This window comes from Paenibacillus sp. MMO-58 (assembly GCF_037146255.1).
GTDB lineage: Bacteria > Bacillota > Bacilli > Paenibacillales > Paenibacillaceae > Pristimantibacillus.
On record NZ_JBBCVY010000007.1, the window covers coordinates 285,386 to 307,435 of the forward strand.

At 52.5% G+C, this 22,050-nt stretch carries 19 protein-coding genes; 9 read left to right on the top strand and 10 right to left on the bottom strand.

What is annotated here, in order from left to right; genetic code table 11:
* Positions 1-151 precede the first annotated feature (151 nt).
* Genes WFJ73_RS21555 through WFJ73_RS21565 form a run of 3 tightly spaced genes read right to left on the bottom strand, consistent with a single transcriptional unit; the run spans position 152 to position 3,435 of the window.
* Positions 152-1,984 (bottom strand): carbohydrate-binding domain-containing protein, encoded by a 1,833-nt coding sequence (locus WFJ73_RS21555; RefSeq protein ID WP_336775004.1) that lies wholly within the window; start codon positions 1,982-1,984, stop codon positions 152-154.
* Positions 1,985-2,017: 33 nt separating this feature from the next.
* Positions 2,018-2,698, bottom strand: a complete 681-nt coding sequence (locus WFJ73_RS21560; protein WP_336775005.1) for a DUF4956 domain-containing protein — start codon at positions 2,696-2,698, stop codon at positions 2,018-2,020.
* Positions 2,695-3,435, bottom strand: a complete 741-nt coding sequence (locus tag WFJ73_RS21565; RefSeq protein ID WP_336775006.1) for a polyphosphate polymerase domain-containing protein — start codon at positions 3,433-3,435, stop codon at positions 2,695-2,697. The genes WFJ73_RS21560 and WFJ73_RS21565 overlap by 4 nt, the downstream gene beginning before the upstream one ends.
* A gap of 195 nt (positions 3,436-3,630) precedes the next feature.
* On the opposite strand from WFJ73_RS21565, the gene WFJ73_RS21570 reads away from it, so the two are divergent.
* The 4 genes from WFJ73_RS21570 to WFJ73_RS21585 all read left to right on the top strand — a co-directional run bounded on the left by WFJ73_RS21570 (position 3,631) and on the right by WFJ73_RS21585 (position 8,743).
* The gene (locus WFJ73_RS21570) at positions 3,631-4,308 is read left to right on the top strand and encodes a response regulator transcription factor (protein WP_336775007.1); all 678 of its coding nucleotides are present in this window, start codon (positions 3,631-3,633) and stop codon (positions 4,306-4,308) included.
* The gene (locus WFJ73_RS21575) at positions 4,308-5,600 is read left to right on the top strand and encodes a sensor histidine kinase (RefSeq protein ID WP_336775008.1); all 1,293 of its coding nucleotides are present in this window, start codon (positions 4,308-4,310) and stop codon (positions 5,598-5,600) included. Before WFJ73_RS21570 ends, WFJ73_RS21575 begins: the two co-directional genes overlap by 1 nt.
* 1,088 nt (positions 5,601-6,688) lie before the next feature.
* Complete coding sequence (locus tag WFJ73_RS21580; protein WP_336775009.1) at positions 6,689-7,711, top strand: phosphodiester glycosidase family protein; 1,023 nt, start codon at positions 6,689-6,691, stop codon at positions 7,709-7,711.
* Positions 7,712-7,729: 18 nt separating this feature from the next.
* A complete protein-coding gene (locus tag WFJ73_RS21585; RefSeq protein WP_336775010.1) occupies positions 7,730-8,743 on the top strand; it encodes a bifunctional glycosyltransferase family 2/GtrA family protein in 1,014 nt (337 codons plus the stop codon).
* Positions 8,744-8,939: 196 nt separating this feature from the next.
* On the opposite strand, the gene WFJ73_RS21590 is transcribed toward WFJ73_RS21585, so the two are convergent.
* Together WFJ73_RS21590 and WFJ73_RS21595 are read right to left on the bottom strand one after the other, a co-directional pair.
* Positions 8,940-9,635, bottom strand: a complete 696-nt coding sequence (locus WFJ73_RS21590) for a response regulator transcription factor (RefSeq protein ID WP_336775011.1) — start codon at positions 9,633-9,635, stop codon at positions 8,940-8,942.
* 6 nt (positions 9,636-9,641) lie between these two features.
* Positions 9,642-11,177, bottom strand: a complete 1,536-nt coding sequence (locus WFJ73_RS21595) for a sensor histidine kinase (RefSeq protein ID WP_336775012.1) — start codon at positions 11,175-11,177, stop codon at positions 9,642-9,644.
* Between the two features lie 239 nt (positions 11,178-11,416).
* Between WFJ73_RS21595 and WFJ73_RS21600 the strand changes: the two genes are divergently transcribed.
* The 4 genes from WFJ73_RS21600 (at position 11,417) to WFJ73_RS21615 (ending at position 15,939) form a co-directional block, all read left to right on the top strand.
* Complete coding sequence (locus tag WFJ73_RS21600; protein ID WP_336775013.1) at positions 11,417-12,706, top strand: ABC transporter substrate-binding protein; 1,290 nt, start codon at positions 11,417-11,419, stop codon at positions 12,704-12,706.
* Between the two features lie 112 nt (positions 12,707-12,818).
* Positions 12,819-13,709: a carbohydrate ABC transporter permease gene (locus WFJ73_RS21605; protein ID WP_336775014.1), complete on the top strand. Its 891-nt coding sequence runs from the start codon at positions 12,819-12,821 to the stop codon at positions 13,707-13,709.
* Between the two features lie 21 nt (positions 13,710-13,730).
* Complete coding sequence (locus tag WFJ73_RS21610; protein WP_336775015.1) at positions 13,731-14,570, top strand: carbohydrate ABC transporter permease; 840 nt, start codon at positions 13,731-13,733, stop codon at positions 14,568-14,570.
* Between the two features lie 22 nt (positions 14,571-14,592).
* Entirely contained in the window at positions 14,593-15,939 is a 1,347-nt protein-coding gene (locus WFJ73_RS21615) for a glycoside hydrolase family 5 protein (protein ID WP_336775016.1), read from the top strand.
* 99 nt (positions 15,940-16,038) lie between these two features.
* On the opposite strand, the gene WFJ73_RS21620 is transcribed toward WFJ73_RS21615, so the two are convergent.
* The 5 genes from WFJ73_RS21620 to WFJ73_RS21640 all read right to left on the bottom strand — a co-directional run bounded on the left by WFJ73_RS21620 (position 16,039) and on the right by WFJ73_RS21640 (position 20,760).
* A complete protein-coding gene (locus WFJ73_RS21620; protein ID WP_336775017.1) occupies positions 16,039-16,620 on the bottom strand; it encodes a TIGR00730 family Rossman fold protein in 582 nt (193 codons plus the stop codon).
* 13 nt (positions 16,621-16,633) lie between these two features.
* Positions 16,634-16,954, bottom strand: a complete 321-nt coding sequence (locus tag WFJ73_RS21625) for a MazG-like family protein (protein WP_336775018.1) — start codon at positions 16,952-16,954, stop codon at positions 16,634-16,636.
* A 90-nt stretch (positions 16,955-17,044) separates the two neighbouring features.
* Positions 17,045-17,842: a lipase family protein gene (locus tag WFJ73_RS21630; protein ID WP_336775019.1), complete on the bottom strand. Its 798-nt coding sequence runs from the start codon at positions 17,840-17,842 to the stop codon at positions 17,045-17,047.
* A gap of 124 nt (positions 17,843-17,966) precedes the next feature.
* Positions 17,967-19,469, bottom strand: a complete 1,503-nt coding sequence (locus tag WFJ73_RS21635; protein ID WP_336775020.1) for a lytic polysaccharide monooxygenase — start codon at positions 19,467-19,469, stop codon at positions 17,967-17,969.
* A 346-nt stretch (positions 19,470-19,815) separates the two neighbouring features.
* Entirely contained in the window at positions 19,816-20,760 is a 945-nt protein-coding gene (locus WFJ73_RS21640; RefSeq protein ID WP_336775021.1) for a helix-turn-helix transcriptional regulator, read from the bottom strand.
* Positions 20,761-20,859: 99 nt separating this feature from the next.
* On the opposite strand from WFJ73_RS21640, the gene WFJ73_RS21645 reads away from it, so the two are divergent.
* Positions 20,860-22,038 (top strand): MFS transporter, encoded by a 1,179-nt coding sequence (locus WFJ73_RS21645; RefSeq protein WP_336775022.1) that lies wholly within the window; start codon positions 20,860-20,862, stop codon positions 22,036-22,038.
* Positions 22,039-22,050 lie beyond the last annotated feature (12 nt).

Below are 22,050 nucleotides of genomic sequence, written 5' to 3' on the forward strand. Positions count from 1 at the left end.
CCGATATATCCGTCTTATAATCGGCTAAATATATGTGAATAACGCCTCCTCCAACACCTGGCCTGTGGCATGTAAACCAGTCAAAATCCAAGGAAACACGGCAAATTTCGGCCAAAAACGAAGAGGCGCCCGTAGGCGCCCCTTATAATCGTTATTGTGCGGTTGTTGTTGCTGCGGGAGCATCCGAAGATGCTGCATCGTCTGGCGCTGTGCCGTCCGGTGGAGCGGCGCCGTCCTGCGGCATTTGGCCGCCCATGCCACGACCGCCGCCGCCGAATCCGCCACGACCGCCGCGTCCGCCGCCCATACCGCCGCCAAACCCGCTTTGAGCCTCCCTAACGCCTGATTCATTAACCCACGTGATGAGGGAGGAAGCCGTGAAGGACACGACTTTTGTTCCGCCGCTGTAATCACCGTCCGTATAAAGGCCATTCGTTGCCGTGCCTGTCGACTTGCCGCCCGAGTAGATGGTGTAGGAAGCGTCTTTAGCCAGATCCGGCGTACTGATGTAGACCGCCTGATAATTCTTCGACGGCGCATAAGTAACAATCGTTTTACCTGACTCGTCTTCCATGTGAACCAGCGTACCCGCTTGTTGGGTCTCGGGGAACATCATCAGAATGCCGGCTTGAGTCGAGCTGTCCGATGCCGCCTGCACCATGCCGGAGCTGCCCGCCGCAACAAGCGTGCCGCCTGTCATGTTAAAGGTGTCGTCGTAGTCCAGTGCGCCGTTGTTGTTTTCTGTCGGACCATTTACCATAACGGTGCCGCCCGTCATAACAATCGAACCATTTGCGTCAAGACCGTCGCCGTTCGCGTCCACATACAGGTTGCCGCCGCTGATGGTGAGAAGACCTTCCGAAGCACCGCTTGCCTGTTGACCGCCGCCGCCAGGAGCAGCGCCTTCGCCGCCGGAGCTGTCTGCTCCCGTTGCCGCATTTACGCCATCGTCGCTCGCCGCCAGCTTGATGTCGCCGCCTGCAATGGTAATATCGGCTGCTTCGATACCCTCATAGCTCTTCGTAATATCAATGCTGCCGCCTGCAATCTCTAAAGCCGTTTCGGCATGGATACCGTCATCGCCGGCTGCTATGGTCAAATCTCCTTCGGAGATGGACAAACCGCCCGTGCTGTGCAAGCCATCCTTGCCGGACTGGATGTTATACGTGCCGCCTTGCAGGACAATGATTCCTTCTTCGCCTTCCGTATCATTGGTTGTCTTGATGCCATGGCCAGCAGCATCCAGCGTGAAGTCTCCGTCTTTCACCGCCACAAGGTCGCGTCCCATTACGGCATCGTCCGCCGCTTGAATATCAAACGTTCCTCCGGTGATTTTCAGCTTATCCTTGCTCGCAATCCCGTTGTTGTAGTTGCCTTGCACGGTCAGCTTGCCCGTGCCGTTAATCGTCATATCGTCCTTGCTGAAGATAGCCGCATTAGGCTCATCCGTCTCCGAATCCGGGAAGACATAGTCCGTTCCGTCCGATACGACATTGTTGGTGCCTTCCGGCAGGGACAGGATCAGCTTGCCCGCTTCCTCCACATAAATCGGAGCGCTCTTGCTGTAGTGGATCTCGGCGCCGTTCAGGACCAGACGAACTACGCCTTTATCCGCTACATTCACGACAATCTGACCTTCATCCAGCTTGCCGCTGGCCACATAGGTCCCTGCAGCCGTAATCGTTATGATGCCATCCTTCACTTCAGCGCCTGAACCGTCAACCGTTGCCGTCGCTGCGTTTAAGGTAATGTTCGTCACATCGGATGTACTCCAGTCGGTATACGTATCATCCTCTTCATATTCAACGGTATCATCCAACTGATAGCTTGCCGTCTCGACGGCTGCCGCCGCTTCGCTTGTATTGGCCGAACCCGCGTTGCCCGTCGTATTGGTTCCCGCGTTTGTCTGGCTATTGCATGCCGACAAGGCTGCCGCGCATAATAAAATAAAAGCTAATTTGCCTAATTTATTTTTATTGTTCATCGTTTCTCTTCCTCTCTAGGTAAATGGATGGGTTTAAGCTTCTGCTCCCGTGGGAGCCATCGTTAAGGAAATATCGAGATTGCCATTCCGGCAGCGGATCGCGTCCAGCAGCTCCTTCTGATTCAGGGAAGGCTCCAGCGTGACGGCATAGACAAGCTCGTACAAGCTGCCAAGCTCGGTTGTTCTTACTTTTTTCAGCTCGTATTGCACGTTATAGATGTTGAAGACTTCGGTAAAAGCCTCTTCGTAGCCCAGATTTTCCGGAATCGTTACCTTAAGCAGCTTCTGCGTAGACGACTTCGAACCGAACTTCACCGCTTTCAGCAGGAACATCAGGAGACACAGCACAATCGTGAACAGCACCGCATAGCCGTAAGCCCCAACGCCGCAGGCAAGACCGGAAGCCATCGTAAACAGGACAAAAGCGATATCCTTCGGATCGCCGGGCGCGCTTCGGAACCGGATAATGGAAAAGGCGCCAGCCAAGCTGAACGCGCGGGCTATATTGCTGCCGATCAGCAGGATAATAATCGCGACAATGGTCGGCAGGACGATCATCGTTAGGGCAAAATTCTGGGTGTAAACGGACTGTGTTTTCATATAGGTAAAGCTGATCATTGCGCCAAGCGCAAAGGATAATAACAGCGTCAACATAGCTTGGCCGAAGGTTAGCTCAGTCACGGATGCCGTTGTGGAGAAGAGAGAATCGATCATAATAAAAGGCGCTCCTTTATTCGTTCTTCGTGTCGGATATTCATTCGGTATTCGTTGCCGTATTTCGAAAAGCCCGTCCGGAACATGCCAAGCTCGGACAGCAGTTGTGCGAGCCAGACCGGTACGGTCTTCTCGGCTTTTACTTCCATCAGCCATTGGTCCTTAGCCATCAGTAATTCCCCGTGGTCGCCGGCTTCCAGCTCCAGATCGTAACGTCTTGAGCGGATATTCGTATCGAAGGTGATCCGCAGATCCCGGTTGTTTTTGCAAAACATCGCAATCCGGTCGTAAGCCAGGTACACCTTGGGCTGCAGCTCATACCGCCCGAGAAAATATTTGATCTCCTGAATAACCTGCTTGTTCATATAAGGCTTCGGCTCAGGCTCAACTCCCGTGCGGACGAATTCATACGCTTCATCCAGCGATAATCCCGTTCTACGCTTGTTCACCAGGCCGAACACTTTCTTCTTGAGCTCTAAGTACACTTTGGCGTCCGGCTTCGGAACCCCGTAAGCCCTCAGTCTGAGCTTTTCCCTGTACTTCGGCTTCGCCAGACTGTTTCGGATAATCGAATGCTGATCGGTATCGAAATACAGATTGCTTATGGAGTAGAATGGATTGTTCTTGTTGTATTCGTCGAGCTCCATATAATTAAGCAGCCGGTTATAAATCTCGTGGAAGGATTGGCTGTCCATCAAATACTTGCTTTCATAACGGTTAAACACCTCAATAGCCATGGGTTCAGGCTCCTTTCCATTTGGCTTGCCGCCTGTTCATGTCTGTATCTTAGAAGGGCAACCTTTAATGAATCTTAAATGTTCGTAAATGTAAATTCGGCTGTAATTGGGGCTTGCGCAAAGTTAAGATTGATTAAAGGTTGCCTACCTATAATAGGTTTACAAAGTCAGCACTAACGAAAAGAGGAATGCTTCATGCGCATACTGATTGTGGAAGACGAGGTCAACCTGGCCGACGCCTTATCTCAAATTTTGAAAAAGAACAATTACTCCGTGGACGTCGCGCATGACGGTCAATCGGGATTGGATAACGCCTTATGCGGCATCTATGATCTGCTGCTCCTGGATATCATGCTTCCGGAGATGGACGGGATTACGGTACTGAAGAAGCTTCGGGAGGAAGGTGTCGCAGCCCCGGTTATCATGCTTACCGCCAAGGGAGAAATAAACGATAAGATTACCGGGCTGGATTACGGAGCGGACGATTACGTAGCCAAGCCATTCTCGACCGAAGAACTGCTGGCGCGGATCAGGGCGGCACTGCGGAGAAGAGGCGAGGTTGTTCCGGAGGACGGCCTGAAGTACGGCGATATCGAGCTCAACACCTCCAACCTGAAGCTGATGTGCAAAGGGAAGGAGCTGAAGCTGATTCTGAAGGAAAGCGAATTGATGGAGCTTCTTATTGTAAGGAAAACCGCGGTCACTTCCAAGGAGCAGATTATTGAGAAGCTGTGGGGGTTTGATTCGGACGTGGAGCACAACAACGTGGAGGTCTATATTTCTTTCTTAAGGAAGAAGCTTGTCTTCCTGCAAGCCGCCGTAAAAATTAACACCATACGGGGCGTTGGTTACGTACTGGAGGCGACCTCCTGATGTTTAATCGGCTGCGCAACCGGTTTTTGATCGTCAATATGGTGATCATCAGTTTTATTATGATTCTGGCCTTTTCTTCGATCTATACCATTACCTATCAGAACAACCGCAAGACCATGAACGAGGATCTCATTCAAATATCGGAGTTTTACCGCAAGCAGGAAGGTCCCGAAGGCGGCAAGTACAGCGGTGGCGGAGGTGGCCATGGACGCGGGGATATGATGGTTCCAGATGGCAAAATGAAGGCAGGTCCGCCGCCGGAGCGTTCGGTATCTTTTGCGCTGACGACGGATGCGGACTGGAATATTACAAAGACGGACTCCCGCTTCGATATGGACAGCGATTTCTACGCGCTTGCCATCAAGGCCGCCTCTTCTGGCGATTCCAATCGAGGCGAGTTTAATCTCGACGGCAACCGCTGGGCTTATGACGTGCAGCAGGTTATGGAGGGTTATTCGGTCGTCTTTCTGGATGTCACGAATCAGCATCAATTCCTGATGACGCTTCTGTATACGTTCCTTGCCGTAGGCTTCATTATGCTCATCGTCATCTATTTCACGAGCCGTTACTTTGCGAACCGTTCGATTGCGCCCGTTAAGGAAGCCTTCGACAAGCAGAAGCGGTTCATCGCGGACGCTTCCCATGAGCTGCGGACGCCGCTCGCCGTTATTAATACGAATGCGGATGTGCTGCTGTCCAACAACGATGACCTCATCCGCAATCAGGAGAAGTGGCTGCATCATATCAAGTCGGAGACGGAGCGCATGCGGACGCTGACAAGCGATCTGCTGTATCTGACCCAGATGGATGATGCGCGGGAAAACGTGATTTTCGCCCCGTTCAACTTAAGCGAGGCGGTGGAGAGCGTTATTCTGACGCTCGAAGCGGTCATCTTCGAGAAGGACATTGCGCTCAGCTACGATATCTCGCCGGAGCTGTCCATTAACGGCAACGTCGAGCAAATGAAGCAGGTAGCGCTGATTCTGCTGGATAACGCCATCAAGTATACCAATACTAAGGGCAAGATCGACCTTACGCTGAAAAAGCACGGCAGCGAAGTGGTGCTTAACGTCACCAACTCCGGTGACGGGATCCCGCCCGAGCATCTGGGCAAAATCTTCGACCGCTTTTACCGCGCCGATGCCTCCCGCTCCCGCAAGCACGGCGGCTACGGCCTAGGCCTCGCCATCGCCAAAGCGATCGTCGAGCAGCATAAAGGCAAAATCCACGCTAAAAGCGTGCCGGGCGAGACTACCTCGTTCTCCGTTCAGCTCCCGGTTGAACGTCACTAGATTGGAGCGGCCGTGCAGGGTTCAACCTGCGCGGCCGATTTTTTTTGCGTATGGCGGCCCCGACGAGCAGAAGTCATCATCGGCCTCAAGTTTCCTATGGCAACCTTGCCAACTTCTCTCCATTAGCTAGTCCTCCACCTATTCCCCCTAAAAATTCTCTCATCGCCCCAGCAGACTACCTTCTCTCCTCAGACCATTTCCGCCCAGTAACCTCGGCTACCCGCCAGTAACTGACACCATGGAGCCGCTCGCCCATTAGATCTAGATAGAAACTCCGTACCAGTATGACAGCTCCGCCGCCAATATACCTGCAGCCCCTCGCCCGTTACTCTTTTCCCACCAATTCGGCTTATACCAAGCTATTTACCTGCACTTTTGCATCAGAATGACCGTACGGCGCCACTCCCCCTCAATAACCTGCACTTTTGCAGCTTATTTTTCAAAACTAACCTCCACTTCCCGTCCCTGCCCTCATTCTGCCCTTACTCTTGCCGTAATCTCGTCGCACTCTTCAATACTCCATGCCTGTTCGCGAGCTGGTCCGTACCGCTAACGAAACTACGTATTCTTATTTGCCCCAAATGGGCCAGCCAAAATTTCTAACGAAACTACATATCGTTATTCCCTGCTTTGATCCGCCTTTTTGCCTCTAATTAGCCAAATAGCGATATGACGTTTCGTTAGATCCGCAAAACCCCTATTTTTCACCAAATAGCGATACGACGTTTCGTTAGATGCCGTCAGCCCTTTTATATGCGGCGTTCCAGGGTTCGCAAGAATCCTGCAGCTACCCTCCCCGCCCTCCCACACAGATATGAGGCAGGATTACTGGTCAGCAGGTAGAGTAAAGGGGCTGGGGTATCGCCTGAGGAGCGGAGCGTTCGCCTTTGCCGGCGGGAAATATCCGCTAACAAGCGGATTCCAACCGAAATTTCCTGCCGGCAACAGCCGCCGAAGGCGATACCCCAGCTCCCCACCCGCCGACGGCCCAATCCTCCTCATATCCCCACCTCCACCATTTAAGTTTGACTAAAGGTTCCCGCTCTAAGATAACTCCATAACGAACAGGCAAGATGCCTATTAAGGAGTTGATTACTATTTTCCGCACGCGCAAATCCAAAGTTTTTACCACTATAGCGGTTATTCTAATTATCGTAGCAGCCATTCTGTACAAGCTTGCCGACCGGTATCTGATCGAGCATGTCGAGGTGAAGGTAACGTCTAATACATCCATCACGCAGGGGACCAGCACCGGTACCAGCTCGGGCTCTGGCTCTGGAACTAGCTCTAACACGACCCCGGACTCCGGCACAAGCAGCGGCACCACCGCCTCCACAACGACGTCCTCGGATGCCGAATCCGACGATTGGAATTACAAGGACGACAACGAGACGATCAGCATCAAGAAGGTGGAGACCGGCTCCGGCTCGGCTATGATCACTTACTATGTAGCCGACGTCATGTTTAACAGCAAAATGAACCTGCTTGCCGCTTTTGCCAAGGATTCCTTCGGCACCAACATCACCCAGAACACCTCGACTATAGCTGCCAACAACAATGCCGTGTTTGCCATCAACGGCGATTACTACGGCTTCCGCAGCAACGGGGTTGTTATCCGCAACGGCACCGTTTACCGGGATGAACCGGCACGGATTGGCCTGGCCTTGTTTAACGACGGCACAATGAAGTCTTACGACGAGGAAGAAACCTCAACCGATGACCTGCTCGCGCAGGGGGTAACCAATGCCTTCTCCTTTGGCCCGGCGCTCGTTACAGACGGCGAAGTCGCCGGCGACTTCAGCCATGTGGAGATCGATAAAAACTTCGGCAACCGCTCGATTCAGAACTCGAATCCGCGGACCGGCATCGGGATGATCTCCGCGAACCATTACGTGTTTGTTGTTGTCGACGGCCGAAGCAACGGCTACAGCCGCGGCATGACGCTGACGGAATTCGCAGACCTGTTCAAGGAGCTTGGAGCGACGGAAGCTTACAACCTAGACGGCGGCGGCTCGTCCACGATGTATTTCATGGGACGCGTCGTGAACAACCCGCTCGGCAAGGGCAATGAACGCGGCGTAAGCGACATTATCTATATTCCGCAATCTTAAGAATGGAGGCCATTACCAATGACTATACTTATCCCCTCATACGAGCCGGACGAAAGACTGCTCACGCTTATTCATCATCTGAAAGAGGAGACCGAAGGCGCCTCCATTCTGATTGTCGATGACGGGAGCGGAGAGCGATATAAGCCGATCTTCGATTCGGCCGCTGAGGCAGGCTGCACGGTGCTTCGGCATCCCGTTAACCAGGGCAAGGGCTGCGCACTCAAGACCGGCTTCGATTATGTCCGGCAGAACGGCGGCACGGACGGCGTAATCTGTGCCGACAGCGACGGGCAGCATCTGCCGGAGGATATCCTTAGAATTACCGATGCCGTGCGCAAAAACCGCAATCATATCGTACTCGGAAGCCGGCAATTTACCGGCAAAGTGCCACTCCGCAGCCGCTTTGGCAATTCGGCGACGCGGATGGTCTACGCCCTGGCAACAGGGAAGCCGATTCAAGATACGCAGACAGGCCTTCGCGGCTACTCCTCCGAAATGCTGGACTGGCTGTGCAAAGTGCCCGGCGAACGGTTCGAATACGAGATGAATATGCTGCTGGAAGCCCCCAAGGCGGGTTATGATTTTGTAGAGGTGCCGATCGAAACGGTCTATCTGGAGAACAACAAGTCCTCCCACTTCCGTCCGCTTGCGGATTCGGCCAAAATCTATTTCCCGTTCCTGAAGTTCGTCACCTCATCGGGCTTCTCGGCGGTTGTCGATTTCGTGCTGCTGTTCCTCCTGCAATGGATGACGGGAAGCCTTCTCGCATCCGTCATCGGGGCTAGGGTGATCAGCTCGATCTTCAACTTTACGATGAACCGCCGCTATGTGTTCAACGATGGACAAGGGATATCGGTTCAAAAGTCGCTTCCCCGGTATTTCTCTCTTGTAGTCGTCATTTTGATAACCAACTACGCTCTCCTATATCTGTTCCACGAGAGCATAGGCATCCCGCTGTTTATTGCCAAGCTGATGACGGAGGTCTTCTTGTTCGCCTTCAGCTATCTGGTACAAAGGAAATTCGTTTATTGAACTATATTGGATCTCGTACAGCGTAGCGGAGCATTTTTTACCGGCATCTCAATCTACATTGGATTCTCTGCAGCATAATTAATGTAATTGGTGTAATAGCGGCTTATTCTAGACCTTTTTACTGGAATGAATCACGGTGAAAAATAATAAGGCTGTCCCAAAGTCTCCATCAAAGTGGACTTGGGACAGCCTTTTTCTAGTTCTTCGCCTTGCGCTGCGACAAAATCTCCGGAATATGAAGCTCCCGCAGAAGCTCCACAATCTCCAGTACGCTGCTCTTGTTAAACTTTTTCAGTATGCTGTTGATCTGCGACTTCAAGGTCGATGGCTCCACATGGCGCAGCTTGCATATTTCCTGGCGGGTGTAGTCCTTCATCAGAAGCTCCAGCACCTCCAGCTCGGTTGGCGTCAGCTGGGTAAAAATATAAAAGTTATGCAGCAGACTGTCTTCCGTCGTCTTGATCCGCTTGAATTCCTTCGTAATCTTGCCGGCAATATTGGAATGCAAGGACGGCCGGTCATAATAGGCATCCTTCACCGCCTCGATAATCGATTCCGCCGGCATATTTTTCAACAAATAGTTGGTTGCCCCAAGCTCAAAAGCACGGAATACCGTCTCATCCGTTTCGCATACGGTCAGCATCACAATCTTGATATCCGGCATATAGTTCAGAATCTCGGACATCGCCCGAAGCCCCGCCTGTTTATCCTCCAGCTCGATATCCATCAGGATCACATCCGGCTTATTGAGCGCAGCCAGCATCGTTCCTTCATAGCCGCTAGCCGCCCTGCCGACAAATTCTATCTCCTCGTCTTTGGACAGGATCATCTGATATCGCTTACAAATCAAGGGATCGTCTTCCACAATCAGTACTTTAATTGGCGTGCTCATGCTGCTTCATCTCCTCTCCTGCTTGTCCAATGAAAGTAAAGGTATCACAATATGAAACGCCGTGCCGCTTCCGACCCTGCTTTCGACGCTGATCTTGCCCGCATGGGCCGTAATAATCGTATGGCAGATCGACAGCCCCATTCCCCAGTTGTTGGCCGTAGGCTTGGACGAATAGAAAGGCTGAAAAATATTCGCCAGGTTTTCTTCCGAAATGCCGGGTCCGTTATCCTGGATAACCAGCTCTACCCATTTGTTTTTCACATTAACCTGAATATCGATCTGCCGGGATTTCTCCGGCACGAATTCCAGCGCTTCCGCCGCGTTGGTTACGATATTCTCTATCGCTTGGGAGAAATAATAAGGATCGGCCATAATCATCAGCTGCCGCTGGGATCGTGCGTATTGAATCCCTACCGACTTCAGCTCCGCGCTCATTTCGTTCAGCAGCTTATCGAGCAAGTCGAACAACAATACGGGCTCCAGCTCGATTCTGGACTTCAGATTTTTCTGATGAATGGCATCAAGGCGAGTATAGACCTTATTGCACCGCTGTTCAATGACCTGCAGCTCCTCCACCAGCTCCGGCTGCTCTTCGCACAAGCTCTCCAGGTATTCCGTCTGCGCCTTAATCGCTAACAGCTCGTTCTTCATATAGTGGCTGAATACGCGGGAAGTTAACAGAGCCGAATCAATATTGCGCGAGATAATCGTCTCCTGATTATTAATCTTGTTCTGGATCCGCGCGTACATGTAGATGCTGTACAAGCTGATAAACAAGCATAACCCCGAAACATACGGCAGCAGCGAATAGATGGAAGGGTTGCCTACCAGATTAATCGGCTTGTACCGGACAAAATGCGCCGCCTTCGACACCTGCACCAGAATGTTGGGAGCCCAATAGTTCATGTATAAGTACGTTATATGAACCGATACATACGAGATAATAATCATCAGGATGTTGCTTCGTATGAGGCGTACTTTCGGGGCATTATACAAAGCATAGAGCAGTAAAAGAATGCCCGCCGCAATATACGAGGTATTCAACGAAAGAGTTGCCTTATGCATCGTTTCATAGAGCGATTGAATCCGCTGCGCGGACATATAGTCCGGATAAAGCTTATAGTACAGATGCTCGTAGAACACTGGATCATAGATAACCGCCTGCAGGACGCAAGGCAGCGCGACGAGAGCAAGCAGCCAGCGGCTGCGTTTAACGCTCAGGTCATAGGCGAAATACAACGCCGAGAGAAGCCCGGTATACAGGAACATTAGCGTAAACAGGTGAAAAATCCGGATAAGCGCCAGCCTGGAAATCGGCAGGAACAGCAGCTGGTTTTGCAGTCCTTTTTTGATGCCGAAATACTTATCCATACTGTTGTAATAATAAGCGTCCTTGCTCATGTAAGTAATAATGCAGGTCACGACAATCAGATAGGACAAGCCCATCAGCAGCATGAACAACGTGGCTTTCGTATATTTTTGCTGGGTCAGGCAGAATACCGCGATGGCAATAAACAAGACAAACACTAAGAAGATAAACATGGAAGCCATCCTTTCGAACCAAATCAACCAAATAAAATCTATTTTATTTGATCTTTGCGCTGCTGTAGAGGTTGAAGTTTTATACAACCATTCCTCTCTATCCTCCCGCCTATCCCCAGTAAATGATGCGGAATCGGCTTCTTCCTCCTGTTTCAGGCGATGATAAAACTTCAACCTTACCGGATTGGCCGGGCAGATTTACTATAAAAGGACTACAAAGCTTAGGAGGGAACATCACGATGAAAACTCGCAGCTACTTCAGCTTGGCCCTTATTGCCGCTCTTGGCGTTACCGCTGCCGGATGCGGCTCGAACGATACAACTACGCAAAACAATGGTGCCGGCGGCGGCAAGACGGTTTTGGAATATTACACTTGGACGGACGAAGCGGATTACATGCAGAAGGTTGTCGATACCTTCAACGCGCAGAACAGCGGCATTCAAGTGAAGATGAACACGATCAGCAACAATGCGGATGAGTACAACACGAAAATCATGAACAACCTGACCGGCGGCTCCAAAATGGACCTGTACAGCATTAACGGTACATCCAGCCTTGGTCTCTACTCTTCCAAAAACCAGCTGGTCGACCTGACCGACCGGATCAAATCGGCAAACCTCGACGTTGGCGCTTACGGCCCCAGCTATCAGGACATTGTCGAGCTGCTGACAGACGGCAAATATTACGCTCTTCCTTACCGGACTTCCGAATACGCCTTATTCTACAACAAAGCCATCTTTGATAAAGAGGGCATCCCTTATCCGACCCAAATGACTTGGGACGAGTACGCGGATCTGGCGAAGCAGCTGACCAAAGGCGACGGAGCCGGCAAGCAATGGGGCGGTTATTTCGCGGATTGGCTTACGGCACCGCTTGGCGCTCTCCAGAAAGGGACAACCATTCTCGACGACAGCCTGGACGACGTGGGCAGCTGGCTGGACTTCCTCGACCGCTTGTATTACAAGGATCAATCCCATATGAGCTATAAGCAAATGAACGGCGAAAGTGTCGACTGGATCAAGCAGTTCGAGAGCGGCAACGTCGCGATGCTGGTCAACGGCGAATGGACCGTCAACATGCTGAAGGCCGATATCGAAAGCGGCAAAACCAACATCAACTTTGACATGGCACCACTGCCTCTTCCGGAAGGAACAACCGATCCGGTTACCGTAGGCGGCGTGAGCACCTTCATCGGCATTAACCCGGCAAGCAAAAATGCCGACGCCGCGTTCGAATTCGTCAAGTTCCTGACCGGCGAGCAAGGCGAGTCCATCATCGCGCAGTCGAGCGTCCTGCCGGCTTACTCCAGCGACAAAACCAAGGACGCGTTCCTTGGCGCAACCGGCATTCAAGGCAGCGGCTACTTCTTCGAAGCCAATACCGTCATCGAGAATCAGCCTATCGCTCAAATCGACGAGATCAACCGGGTATACAACGAGCAGCGCGACCTGTTCCTGTTCCAGGAGATCGATTCGAAGAAAGCCATTCAGAACTACTTGAATGCCCGCAAGTCCGTTCTCAACAAGTAACACGCAACACGTTATCTAGCTAAGCAATTATCGGCTTCCGCTTCTTCGTGACGGAAGCCGATCTTATTTCAAGGCACGAATTGGCTTTAATAACCAGCAAGGAGGTTCTTCCATGACCAGCAGACGACTGCCTCAGTTCAAGCCGTATCTGACAGGGACGCTGTTTATCCTACCGGCTTTTGCGCTGTTTGCCGTCTTTATTTTAATCCCGCTCGTTTACGGCTTTGTCATGAGCTTTACCGATTACGGCGGCTTTAACGTAAAGGCCAACTATATCGGCTTTGACAACTATCTAAAGCTGTTCAAGGATGATTATTTTATCGTATCCCTCAAAAATAATCTCCTCTACACCGTTCTGTTCGTTCCGTTAACGATGCTGCTCGCTTTGCTTGCGGCTATCGCCCTGAACTCGGTCCTTCATCTGCGCAAATATTTGCGCATGGCCTTTTATTTTCCGCAAATCACGTCGATGGTATCGATCGCGATCGTCTGGGCATTGCTGTTCAACCCGATGTCCGGGCCAATCAACCATATGCTTGAAGCAATAGGCATTGCCAATCCGCCGCAGTGGCTGATGTCCTCGAAGTGGGCGCTGCTCGCCATTGTCGTGGTTGCCGTATGGAAAAGCTTCGGCTACTACATGATTATTTTGCTGGCTGGCATTCAGGGCATTCCGACCCATCTGTACGAATCGGCCAGACTGGACGGAGCGAACCGCTTTAAGCAGTTTCTGTACATTACGCTGCCGTCGCTCTCGCCTACCCTATTTATGGTTCTCATTCTAACGATTATTAACTCCTTCCAGGTGTTTGACCTGGTATCGGTCATGACGGACGGCGGACCGGGCCGTTCCACGAACGTGCTTGTATTCCGCATTTACCAGGAAGCGTTCGTCAACTACCGGATGGGTTATTCCGCGGCGATGTCGACCGTGCTGTTCCTGATTATCATGATTATTTCCCTTATTCAATTCAGGCTCGAGAAAAAATGGGTGACTTACTAAGATGGAAGCGAGGTGCTCATAATGGATGTCCCTACGTCGAAATGGGGTAAGTTCGGCAGTTATTTCTTACTCATCGTGTTAACCGCCTTTTCGATCGCTACGCTGTTTCCGTTCTTATGGATGATTTCGACCTCCCTTCGAACGGACGTGGATCTGTTCAACAACCCGATGAACTGGATCCCCAGCAAGCTGTATCTGAACAATTATCAGGAGGTATGGACGGCGATCCCGTTTGGCCGCTACTTCCTGAACACTCTTAAATTATCGGTCCTCATTACGATCCTGCAGGTTGTGATCTGCTCGATGGCGGCTTATGCCTTCGCGAAGCTAAAGGTGCCGTTCAAGCAAACGATCTTTATCCTGTTCATGACGAACCTGATGATGCCTTGGCATTCGATCATGGTTCCGCAGTTCACGATTATCAGCAAGCTGGGCTTGTACAACACGCATACCGGTTATGTTCTTATTCAATTATTCAGCGGCTTTGGCATTTTCCTGATGCGTCAATTTTTCCTCAGCCTGCCGAACGAACTGAACGAAGCAGCCCGGGTGGACGGCTTAAACGAGTGGAAGATTTTCTGGAAGATCGTCATGCCGCTGTCCGCGCCAAGCTTGTCTACCTTCGCCATCTTCACCTTTACCTTTATGTGGAACGATTATCTGGCACCGCTTATTTACTTAAACGACGATATGCTGAAGACGCTTCAGCTTGGGCTGAAGGCCTTCCAGACCGAGCACACGATGGATTACGGCCTGCTGATGGCCGGCACGGTGTTCGCAACGATTCCGATGGTTATCGTGTTCCTGATTGGGGAACGGTTCTTTATTCAAAGCGTGGCTACGACCGGCATGAAAAACTAATCTAAGAGACGAGGTTATATAAATGACAACAAACCTGAACAACTTTGTGCAAGTGCGCGGCGAGGATTTTGTCGTGAACGGGGAAAAAATCTTCTTCCGGGGCTTTGGCCTTGGCTCCTGGATGAATCTTGAGCATTTCATGATTGGCCTTCCCGGCACAGACACGATGATCAAGAAAGCATTCGGCGAGGTGTACGGCGAGGAACGCGCAGCCAAATTTTTCGACCGCTTCCTGCTGGAGTTTGTGGACGAGAAGGACTTCGAGTTTCTGAAAAGCATTGGCGTGAACCATCTGCGCATCCCGTTCAATTATAAATATTTTATCGATGACCAGAACCCCGGCGTCTACAAAAAAGAAGGCTTTGCCTATCTCGATCATATCGTGAATCTCTGCGAGAAGTACGAGATCTACGCGATTCTCGACCTCCACTCCGTACCGGGCGGACAAAATCCGGACTGGCATTGCGATACGAATTCCGGCCTGCCGCTGTTCTGGGAATACGCCGCGCTGCGCGATACGGTCATCAAGCTGTGGGGCCATATCGCCCAATATTACAAGGAGCAGCCTTGGATTGCCGCTTACGATATCGTCAACGAACCGTCGCAAGTGACAAACGCGAAGGTGTTTAACGAGTTCTATGAGAAGATCATCGCGGAGATCCGCCAATACGACGAACATCATATCATCTTTATCGAAGGCAACAAGTTTACGACCGACTTTACGATGATTGATCCGATCGACGACCCGCAAGTGGCGTACGAGTTCCACTTCTACCCGTTTGTGGACGAGCCGGCTGTTCTTACGCCGGAGATGGACCGTGCGCGCCGGAAAGAGATTTTCGCCGAGGCGTTCGGCAAGCTGGTGAGCATCCGCGAGAAATACAAGCGTCCGGTCTGGTGCGGCGAGCTTGGCCTGGTATTCGAGCAGGAGCAGATCAACTTCCAGATGACGATTATCGAAGATATGCTCGATCTATGCGAAGAGCATGATGTATCGTGGGCACTCTGGACGTACAAGGATGCCGCCACGATGGGCATTGTTTATCCGAAGGCAGGTACGCCTTGGAGACAACTAACCGACGAGATCAAGCAGGTCTGGAACCAGCACAAGGAGCAGGAAAAAGGCGAGGCGCTTGTCGACTACATGGCGGCAACTTATTTCAAGCCAATTACCGCGGAAGAGCGCTACCCGCTTCAATTCCGGATGAGAACGATCATGCAGGCCATCTGCGTAGAACAAATGCTGAAGCCTTACCTGGCGAAGCGTTCGTGGGAAGAGATAGCCGAGCTGCCGGCCTCCTTCCATTGGGAGAACTGCGAGCATTGGAGCGAGCTTGCGACACTGATTAAGCAGTACACGAAGGTTTAAGTATTATTAGCGAAAAAAGGGGCTGTCTCACATCGGTGAGACAGCCCCTTTTTAATGAATCGCCTTACGTTGGATTTGCTCTATGAGCTAACCTCGTTTTTATTTCGGAAGCTCCGCCCATTTGTTCGCCTGCTCCGGAGCCGTGTACGCGGCCATGCGGTCCAGCAGAACGGACGGATTTTCTTCAAAAAGCATAAGCCCCAGATTCGTATCCCGCATAAAACCCGCCGAGACCGTCTGCTTCAGCATGTCGGCGATCGGCTGATAGAAGCCCTTCACGTTCAGAATGCCAACCGGCTTCTTGTGAATGCCAAGCTGCGCCCAGCTCGCCACCTCGAACAATTCCTCGAAGGTTCCAAGCCCGCCGGGCAGCGCGATATAGCCATCGGACAGCTCCGACATCAGAGCTTTCCGCTCATGCATGTTCCCCACTTCAATAAACTCCGTCAGACCTTTATGCGCCATCTCGCCGATGAACAGGCCACGCGGCATAACACCGGTAACCCGGCCGCCGTTAGCCAGCACCGCATCGGCAACAAGCCCCATCAGGCCGATTCGGGAGCCGCCATATACCAATTCCATCCCTTTGGCAGCCATTAGTTGTCCCAATTGAGTTGCCGCTTGTCCGTACTCCGGACTTACTCCGGCATTGGAACCGGCAAATACGCAAATTTTGTTCATGATAATCCCCCTGCTATTCCCCGCTGTAGCGCTTGCTCAGCTTGTTTTTATGCGCCTTGAGAATTTCCTCTATGGAAAGATCGTAGATCCCCGCAAGAATATAGACATTCGCCAATACGTCCCCAAGCTCCTCAATCAATTCCTGCTTCAGCACTTCGGCCGGCTGGGCAGCCTCATCCGGGCGGTCCCGTCCAATCTCAATCGTCCTTACCACCCTGGCCGTCTCGCCAACTTCCTCCGTCAGGAAAGCCATCCGTTCAAACGGACCGTAACCGGACCAGCCGCGCTCTTTGTAAAAGTCTTGCATCCACTGTTGAAATTCCTGTTCCTTCATGACGACTATTCTCCCCTGCTCCCGTTGTTCAATTTATTATAAACAAAAAAGGGACACCTCTTAAAGTAAGATGTCCCTCTTGCCCGCTCCTTACGGAGTGGTTTTGCATTTCGAAATATTAGCTTCCGTATCCCCCATTACGTACAGGTAGGTGCTGAGTGCATGATAGCAAGGGATGGAGTGCTTGATCGGATATAAGGCGGAATTAATCTCGAGTCCCGGCTCGAGATGACGGTAGCCAGCGATCTCCACCGGTACCTGCGGCACGATATCCGGCTTATTGAAAATGCGGGTATTCGGGATGTTCATCCGTTGGAAGGCCTCAACAAAGCTCTTGTCGCCAACGCGAGGGGAGGCGAAGGTTATGAGCTCGACATCCACGTTTTTGCTTCCGGCAAGAAAGGCATGCAGCGTAGCAAGCGAGCTGCCAAGACTATGTCCGGTTACAAGAAGCTTCGCGTCTTGCGGCAGCGCGTCGATGGTCGCCATCAGCGACTCGGAAGGAATACTCGCGTCCGCGTATTCCACCATCATGCTGCGGTATAGATTCGTAAATCCTTGCTCCGTCTTGCCGCCGTCCGTCACCTCATGGAACGTCTCGAGTATGAACTCGAAGTCCGACAGCCAGTCCAGCGGACTTTCCGTTCCGCGGATCACCACCGCCTGCTGCAGCGGGTTGTCCACCGATCTTGCAATAAAGCCTCCGAATTCCCTTTCCTGCATCTTCTCGAGATGCGGCGTCATCGTCAGATTGGCCACCAGCTCCCAGCCCGCCGGGAAGTCCGCAGGCTTCGCCGGCGACAGATGATTCTGCGCGTACATCTCGTAAGCAACCTTAACAAAATGCCCCCAGTCTATCAGCTTCTCCATACTAATCGTATTGCTCATTCGGTCAGATCTCCCTACCTGCGAATATGGTCATTCCGCCCTTTTATTCGACAAATAATGGGAAAAACCTCTAGCGATGATCTTCTAATGAAAAAGGCTGTCCGCGACGGACAGCCCCCTCTTGCTATTTAACCAATACCCATACCCCGGCCTGACCGGGAATTTCGCCTTTGGTCCACCATTTTGCCTTGTACGTATGTCCTTCGTAGACAACCTGGTCGCCGCCGTTATAAGCCTTAGCGCTATTCCAAGCCTGCACGGCAGCCGCCGATACCGGCTTCCATACATCCGAGCTGTCCGGCAGCTCGCCTTGGGTCCACCAGCCCGCTTTATATTCAATGCCGTTGTAGGTCACGATATCGCCGGCCAAATAAACTTTCGCGCTGTCCCATGCGCCGGTACCCGTCGGCGGCGTAACGACGCCCGCCTTGGTCGTAATCGTCAAGGCCGCGCTTGCTGCCGAGCGGTTACCCGCCGCATCCCCTGCAATAACCGTATACGCGTATGCGGTGGATGCCTTTAATCCGCTGTCCGAATAGGAAGTGGATGCCGTCGTGCCGATTAACAGACCGCCTCTGTACACCTCGTATTTCACAACACCGGTATTGTCGGTGGCCGCCGTCCAGCTGAAGGCCGCTGTTGCGTCCGTTACATTGCCGGCTGTAAGTCCCGCCGGTCTGGTTGGAGCCAGCGTATCCGGCGCCGGCGTTGCGGCAGGCAGCGTACTTGCCGATACCGGCACGCTGGCAGCCGAACGGTTACCTTTGTTGTCTACTGCCGCAATCGTATACGAATAAGATGAATCCGCCGGCAATCCGCTATCCGTATAGCTGGTTCCTGCCGAGGTGCCTACCACTTTGCCGTCACGGCTTATTTCGTAATGTTTAATTCCCGCAGAGGCCGTCGAAGCCGACCAGGACATCGTAATGCTGCTGTCCGTATGGCCGGAACACCATACGCTGTCCGGGAAGTTAGGCAGCACAACCGGGTCCGGATCCGGGGTCGTTGTTCCGCCGCCTTGCGTCAGATTAACGTCAATCGCCTGATAGAAGGCATTAACGGTGTCGCCGATTTCCCATACGCCAAGAATAATGTAGTAGCCTGTCCGGTCCGTCGGCACCTTGCATTTATGCGTAACCGTCATCTCCGGCTTCTTCATTCCGCCGTCTACCGTACAGAAGGGCTTCGCTTCCAACTGGTCGCGCGTGAGCGGCTTATTCGGATCCCAGCCGATCTTCGTAATGTAATAGTCCCATTTCTCCGTCATATGATTGGCCGTAAAATTCCAGGTAAACGTATTGTCGCCACCCTTCATGTCGACCTTCTTCCAGCGGTCGGCCGACTGGGCATCCAGCTCGGTATATTTGCCCGCTCCGGCAATCTTGCCATCAGCCGGGCCTTCTGCGGGGAATCCGCCGATGCCCTCTACGCTTTGCGGCTCATACTGAATCGCTCCGCAATCCTTGTTGGTGCCTTGGCTGCAGAGCAGCGTCCGGCTGGCAGGCGAAAAAATGTAGCCGTGGGCCGATGCTTTGTCCGCGATGGCCAGCATGCAGAGCAGCCCGAGCAGCACAAAGCTGAACAGAATGGCCAACTTGCCCCCTACCGATTGTCTCGTTATCGTCATGTCGATTCTCCTCGTTTCATGGAATGAAATAACCGGTTCCAATAATAAACAATTGTCTAATTATCAGCCAGATTCCAAAGACCCGGAGAATTATTCTCTGCGGCCCGCAGGTTGGAATGCTCCTGACAGAGGAGGAATACGCCAAGAGTCTCACCTTTCGAATCGATTTCGCGATAGCCACCCATTAATGGATATTTAAGGAAAATAAAATGCGACTATACAATAGTCCCAGCTCATCTGTTGGCTCCGCTCTTCATGCGTCAGTCATCCCATTTTGCTCCGCGTGCCCATGTCAAAGATCCCTCCTGCCGGCAGGCGGAGGGGTCTTGTTTCATTGCTTTTCTAGTTACCGGTAGCGGTCCAGTAGCCCGGCTAACCGGTCCCGGACCGCTTCCCGCAATTCTTCGGGACCTTTCAGTGCTGCTTCATACCCAAGTCCAATCAGAAATTCGGTATAAAAAGACATGTCCCCGCGTGATACATCCGCATCAATGCTGCCGCTCCCGTCTTCCCGGACCTGCAGCATCGGGGCCAGCCATAGCTCCGCTTCGCAGCGCTGGACTCCGGCCCGGCTGAGCTCCACTTGCAGACGGACCGGATTCTCGGGCATAACGGCCTCCTTGCGGCTTAGCCGGATTTCGCCAAGGTCGCGCTTTTCCGTACCGGAGGTATCCTCCGAAGCAGTCCGGATCCGGTCGCAGCGGAAGACGCGGAAGCCCTCGCGCAGGAAGCAATACGCCGTGCAATACCACAAGCCGTTATGGGCGTAGATGCATACCGGCTGGATTTTGCGGCAGCCCGCCTCGCTGTCCTTCGTTTCGTATTCGATATCAAGCACCATCTGATGCACCGCCGCATCCAGCAGCACGGACAAGCAAGGCGCATCTCCGCGCCTGGTTGGCGTAATGAAATCCACCCGGTGCTTCATGCTGTCGATCCGGTCCCGCACGTCGCCGGGCATATGCAGATAAAATTTGTTCAGCGCCGAGACGGATTCCGCCTCAAACGGCAGCGAGGAGTAATGCCGCAGCGCATGCACCGCAAAGAACATCGCCACGGCCTCCTCTTCCGTAAACGCAATGGGAGGCAGCACCCGCTCCCTTAATACCTGATAACCTCCATGCGGCCCAACCTCCGAATATAAAGGTACGCCCAGCTCGCTGAGCTCCTGCAGATCCCTTAGAATCGTCCGTTTCGAAACGCCAAACTCATCGGCCAGCTCCTGCACCTTGAACCGCCGCTTCCGGTTAACCGTCATCATCAGCTCCATAAGCCGTTTGGATTTGGGCATTCTTCTTATCTCCTTATTTAATATCTACGACAGAATGTGTCACTATTATCCGTTACGATAAGGGCATCAGGCAATACCACCGCTAAAGGAGCGATAAAAATGTTTAAATACTCCATTCTGTTTTTCCTTGTTATGTTTATGATTGGCACCGACACGTTTCTTATTTCTCCGCTGCTTCCTACGCTTCAGGCAGAATACGGCGTATCAACCGGCATTGCCGGCTGGATGATTGGCGCCTACACCTTAGGCTCGGCTTTGTTCGCGCTAATCTCCGGCCCATTATCCGACGGCTGGAACCGCAGAACGGTCATGATCTGCGGGCTGGCTGCCTTCTCCGTCTCGACCGCCTTATGCGGCTTCGCGGACAGCTACTGGATGATGCTGCTGTTCCGTTTCCTCGCTGGTGTCAGCGCCGCTTTTACCGCTCCGCAGGTATGGGCCTCCATTCCCGCCGTTATGCCTCCGCAGCGGATTGCGAAGACGATGGGCATCGCCTTTGGCGGACTGGCTGCGGCCCAAGCGCTTGGCGTTCCAATCGGCAGCTGGCTGGCCGCGGCCGATTGGCCTGTCCCGTTCTGGAGCATCGGCGCATTTTCCCTGCTTCTTGCGGCTACTGCCTTCCTGCTCCTCCCCGATATGAAGCCTGGCGGCCAGTCGCGCGCTTCGATCTTCAGCCGGTATATGCCGTTAATAACGAACGGAAGAGCAAGAGGCGGCTTCCTCGCTTACCTGCTGCTCCATCTGGGAAGCGGTACGGCGATGGCTTTTATCGGCAAATGGATGGCAGACCATTTCGAGCTGTCCGTAGGCGGAATCGGCAACGTCATGATGGGCCTTGGATGCGGCACCTTGCTCGGAAGCATCATCAGCTCCACGGTTATTCGCAAGCTTGGCAGCACGCGGACCGTAACCGCCGGCATGCTTTTGCTAGCCCTGCTGTATATCGTTGGCCCGCATGCCGGCCTATCGCCCGCGGTGATGATCTATTTCTTTATCTTTACCGTTCTTGGCGTTATCTTCCCTCTTGTTATGGGTCTGCTCACCGCCCTTAACGCATCGATTCGGGGAACCATCTCCAGCCTCGCCAATTCAACCATGAACGGTGCGAATACGCTTGGCGCCTGGCTGGCCGGACTATTGTACGTTCATTTTGCCGGTTATGCGTCCATCGGTATTTTTTCCGCGGCCTGTATCGTTCTCTCTCTCCTCACGTTCCGGCTCGGCGGTCTTGTAACGGGCGCAGGTTCGGAGGCAAAACAGCAATCGAAGCCTGCCTGAGAACAGGAAAAA

Coding starts and splice junctions, on each gene's coding strand:
- WFJ73_RS21555 (WP_336775004.1), bottom strand. CDS start 1,984: ATGAACAATAAAAATAAATTAGGCAAATTAGCTTTTATTTTATTATGC.
- WFJ73_RS21560 (WP_336775005.1), bottom strand. CDS start 2,698: ATGATCGATTCTCTCTTCTCCACAACGGCATCCGTGACTGAGCTAACC.
- WFJ73_RS21565 (WP_336775006.1), bottom strand. CDS start 3,435: ATGGCTATTGAGGTGTTTAACCGTTATGAAAGCAAGTATTTGATGGAC.
- WFJ73_RS21570 (WP_336775007.1), top strand. CDS start 3,631: ATGCGCATACTGATTGTGGAAGACGAGGTCAACCTGGCCGACGCCTTA.
- WFJ73_RS21575 (WP_336775008.1), top strand. CDS start 4,308: ATGTTTAATCGGCTGCGCAACCGGTTTTTGATCGTCAATATGGTGATC.
- WFJ73_RS21585 (WP_336775010.1), top strand. CDS start 7,730: ATGACTATACTTATCCCCTCATACGAGCCGGACGAAAGACTGCTCACG.
- WFJ73_RS21590 (WP_336775011.1), bottom strand. CDS start 9,635: ATGAGCACGCCAATTAAAGTACTGATTGTGGAAGACGATCCCTTGATT.
- WFJ73_RS21595 (WP_336775012.1), bottom strand. CDS start 11,177: ATGTTTATCTTCTTAGTGTTTGTCTTGTTTATTGCCATCGCGGTATTC.
- WFJ73_RS21600 (WP_336775013.1), top strand. CDS start 11,417: ATGAAAACTCGCAGCTACTTCAGCTTGGCCCTTATTGCCGCTCTTGGC.
- WFJ73_RS21605 (WP_336775014.1), top strand. CDS start 12,819: ATGACCAGCAGACGACTGCCTCAGTTCAAGCCGTATCTGACAGGGACG.
- WFJ73_RS21610 (WP_336775015.1), top strand. CDS start 13,731: ATGGATGTCCCTACGTCGAAATGGGGTAAGTTCGGCAGTTATTTCTTA.
- WFJ73_RS21615 (WP_336775016.1), top strand. CDS start 14,593: ATGACAACAAACCTGAACAACTTTGTGCAAGTGCGCGGCGAGGATTTT.
- WFJ73_RS21620 (WP_336775017.1), bottom strand. CDS start 16,620: ATGAACAAAATTTGCGTATTTGCCGGTTCCAATGCCGGAGTAAGTCCG.
- WFJ73_RS21625 (WP_336775018.1), bottom strand. CDS start 16,954: ATGAAGGAACAGGAATTTCAACAGTGGATGCAAGACTTTTACAAAGAG.
- WFJ73_RS21630 (WP_336775019.1), bottom strand. CDS start 17,842: ATGAGCAATACGATTAGTATGGAGAAGCTGATAGACTGGGGGCATTTT.
- WFJ73_RS21635 (WP_336775020.1), bottom strand. CDS start 19,469: ATGACGATAACGAGACAATCGGTAGGGGGCAAGTTGGCCATTCTGTTC.
- WFJ73_RS21640 (WP_336775021.1), bottom strand. CDS start 20,760: ATGCCCAAATCCAAACGGCTTATGGAGCTGATGATGACGGTTAACCGG.
- WFJ73_RS21645 (WP_336775022.1), top strand. CDS start 20,860: ATGTTTAAATACTCCATTCTGTTTTTCCTTGTTATGTTTATGATTGGC.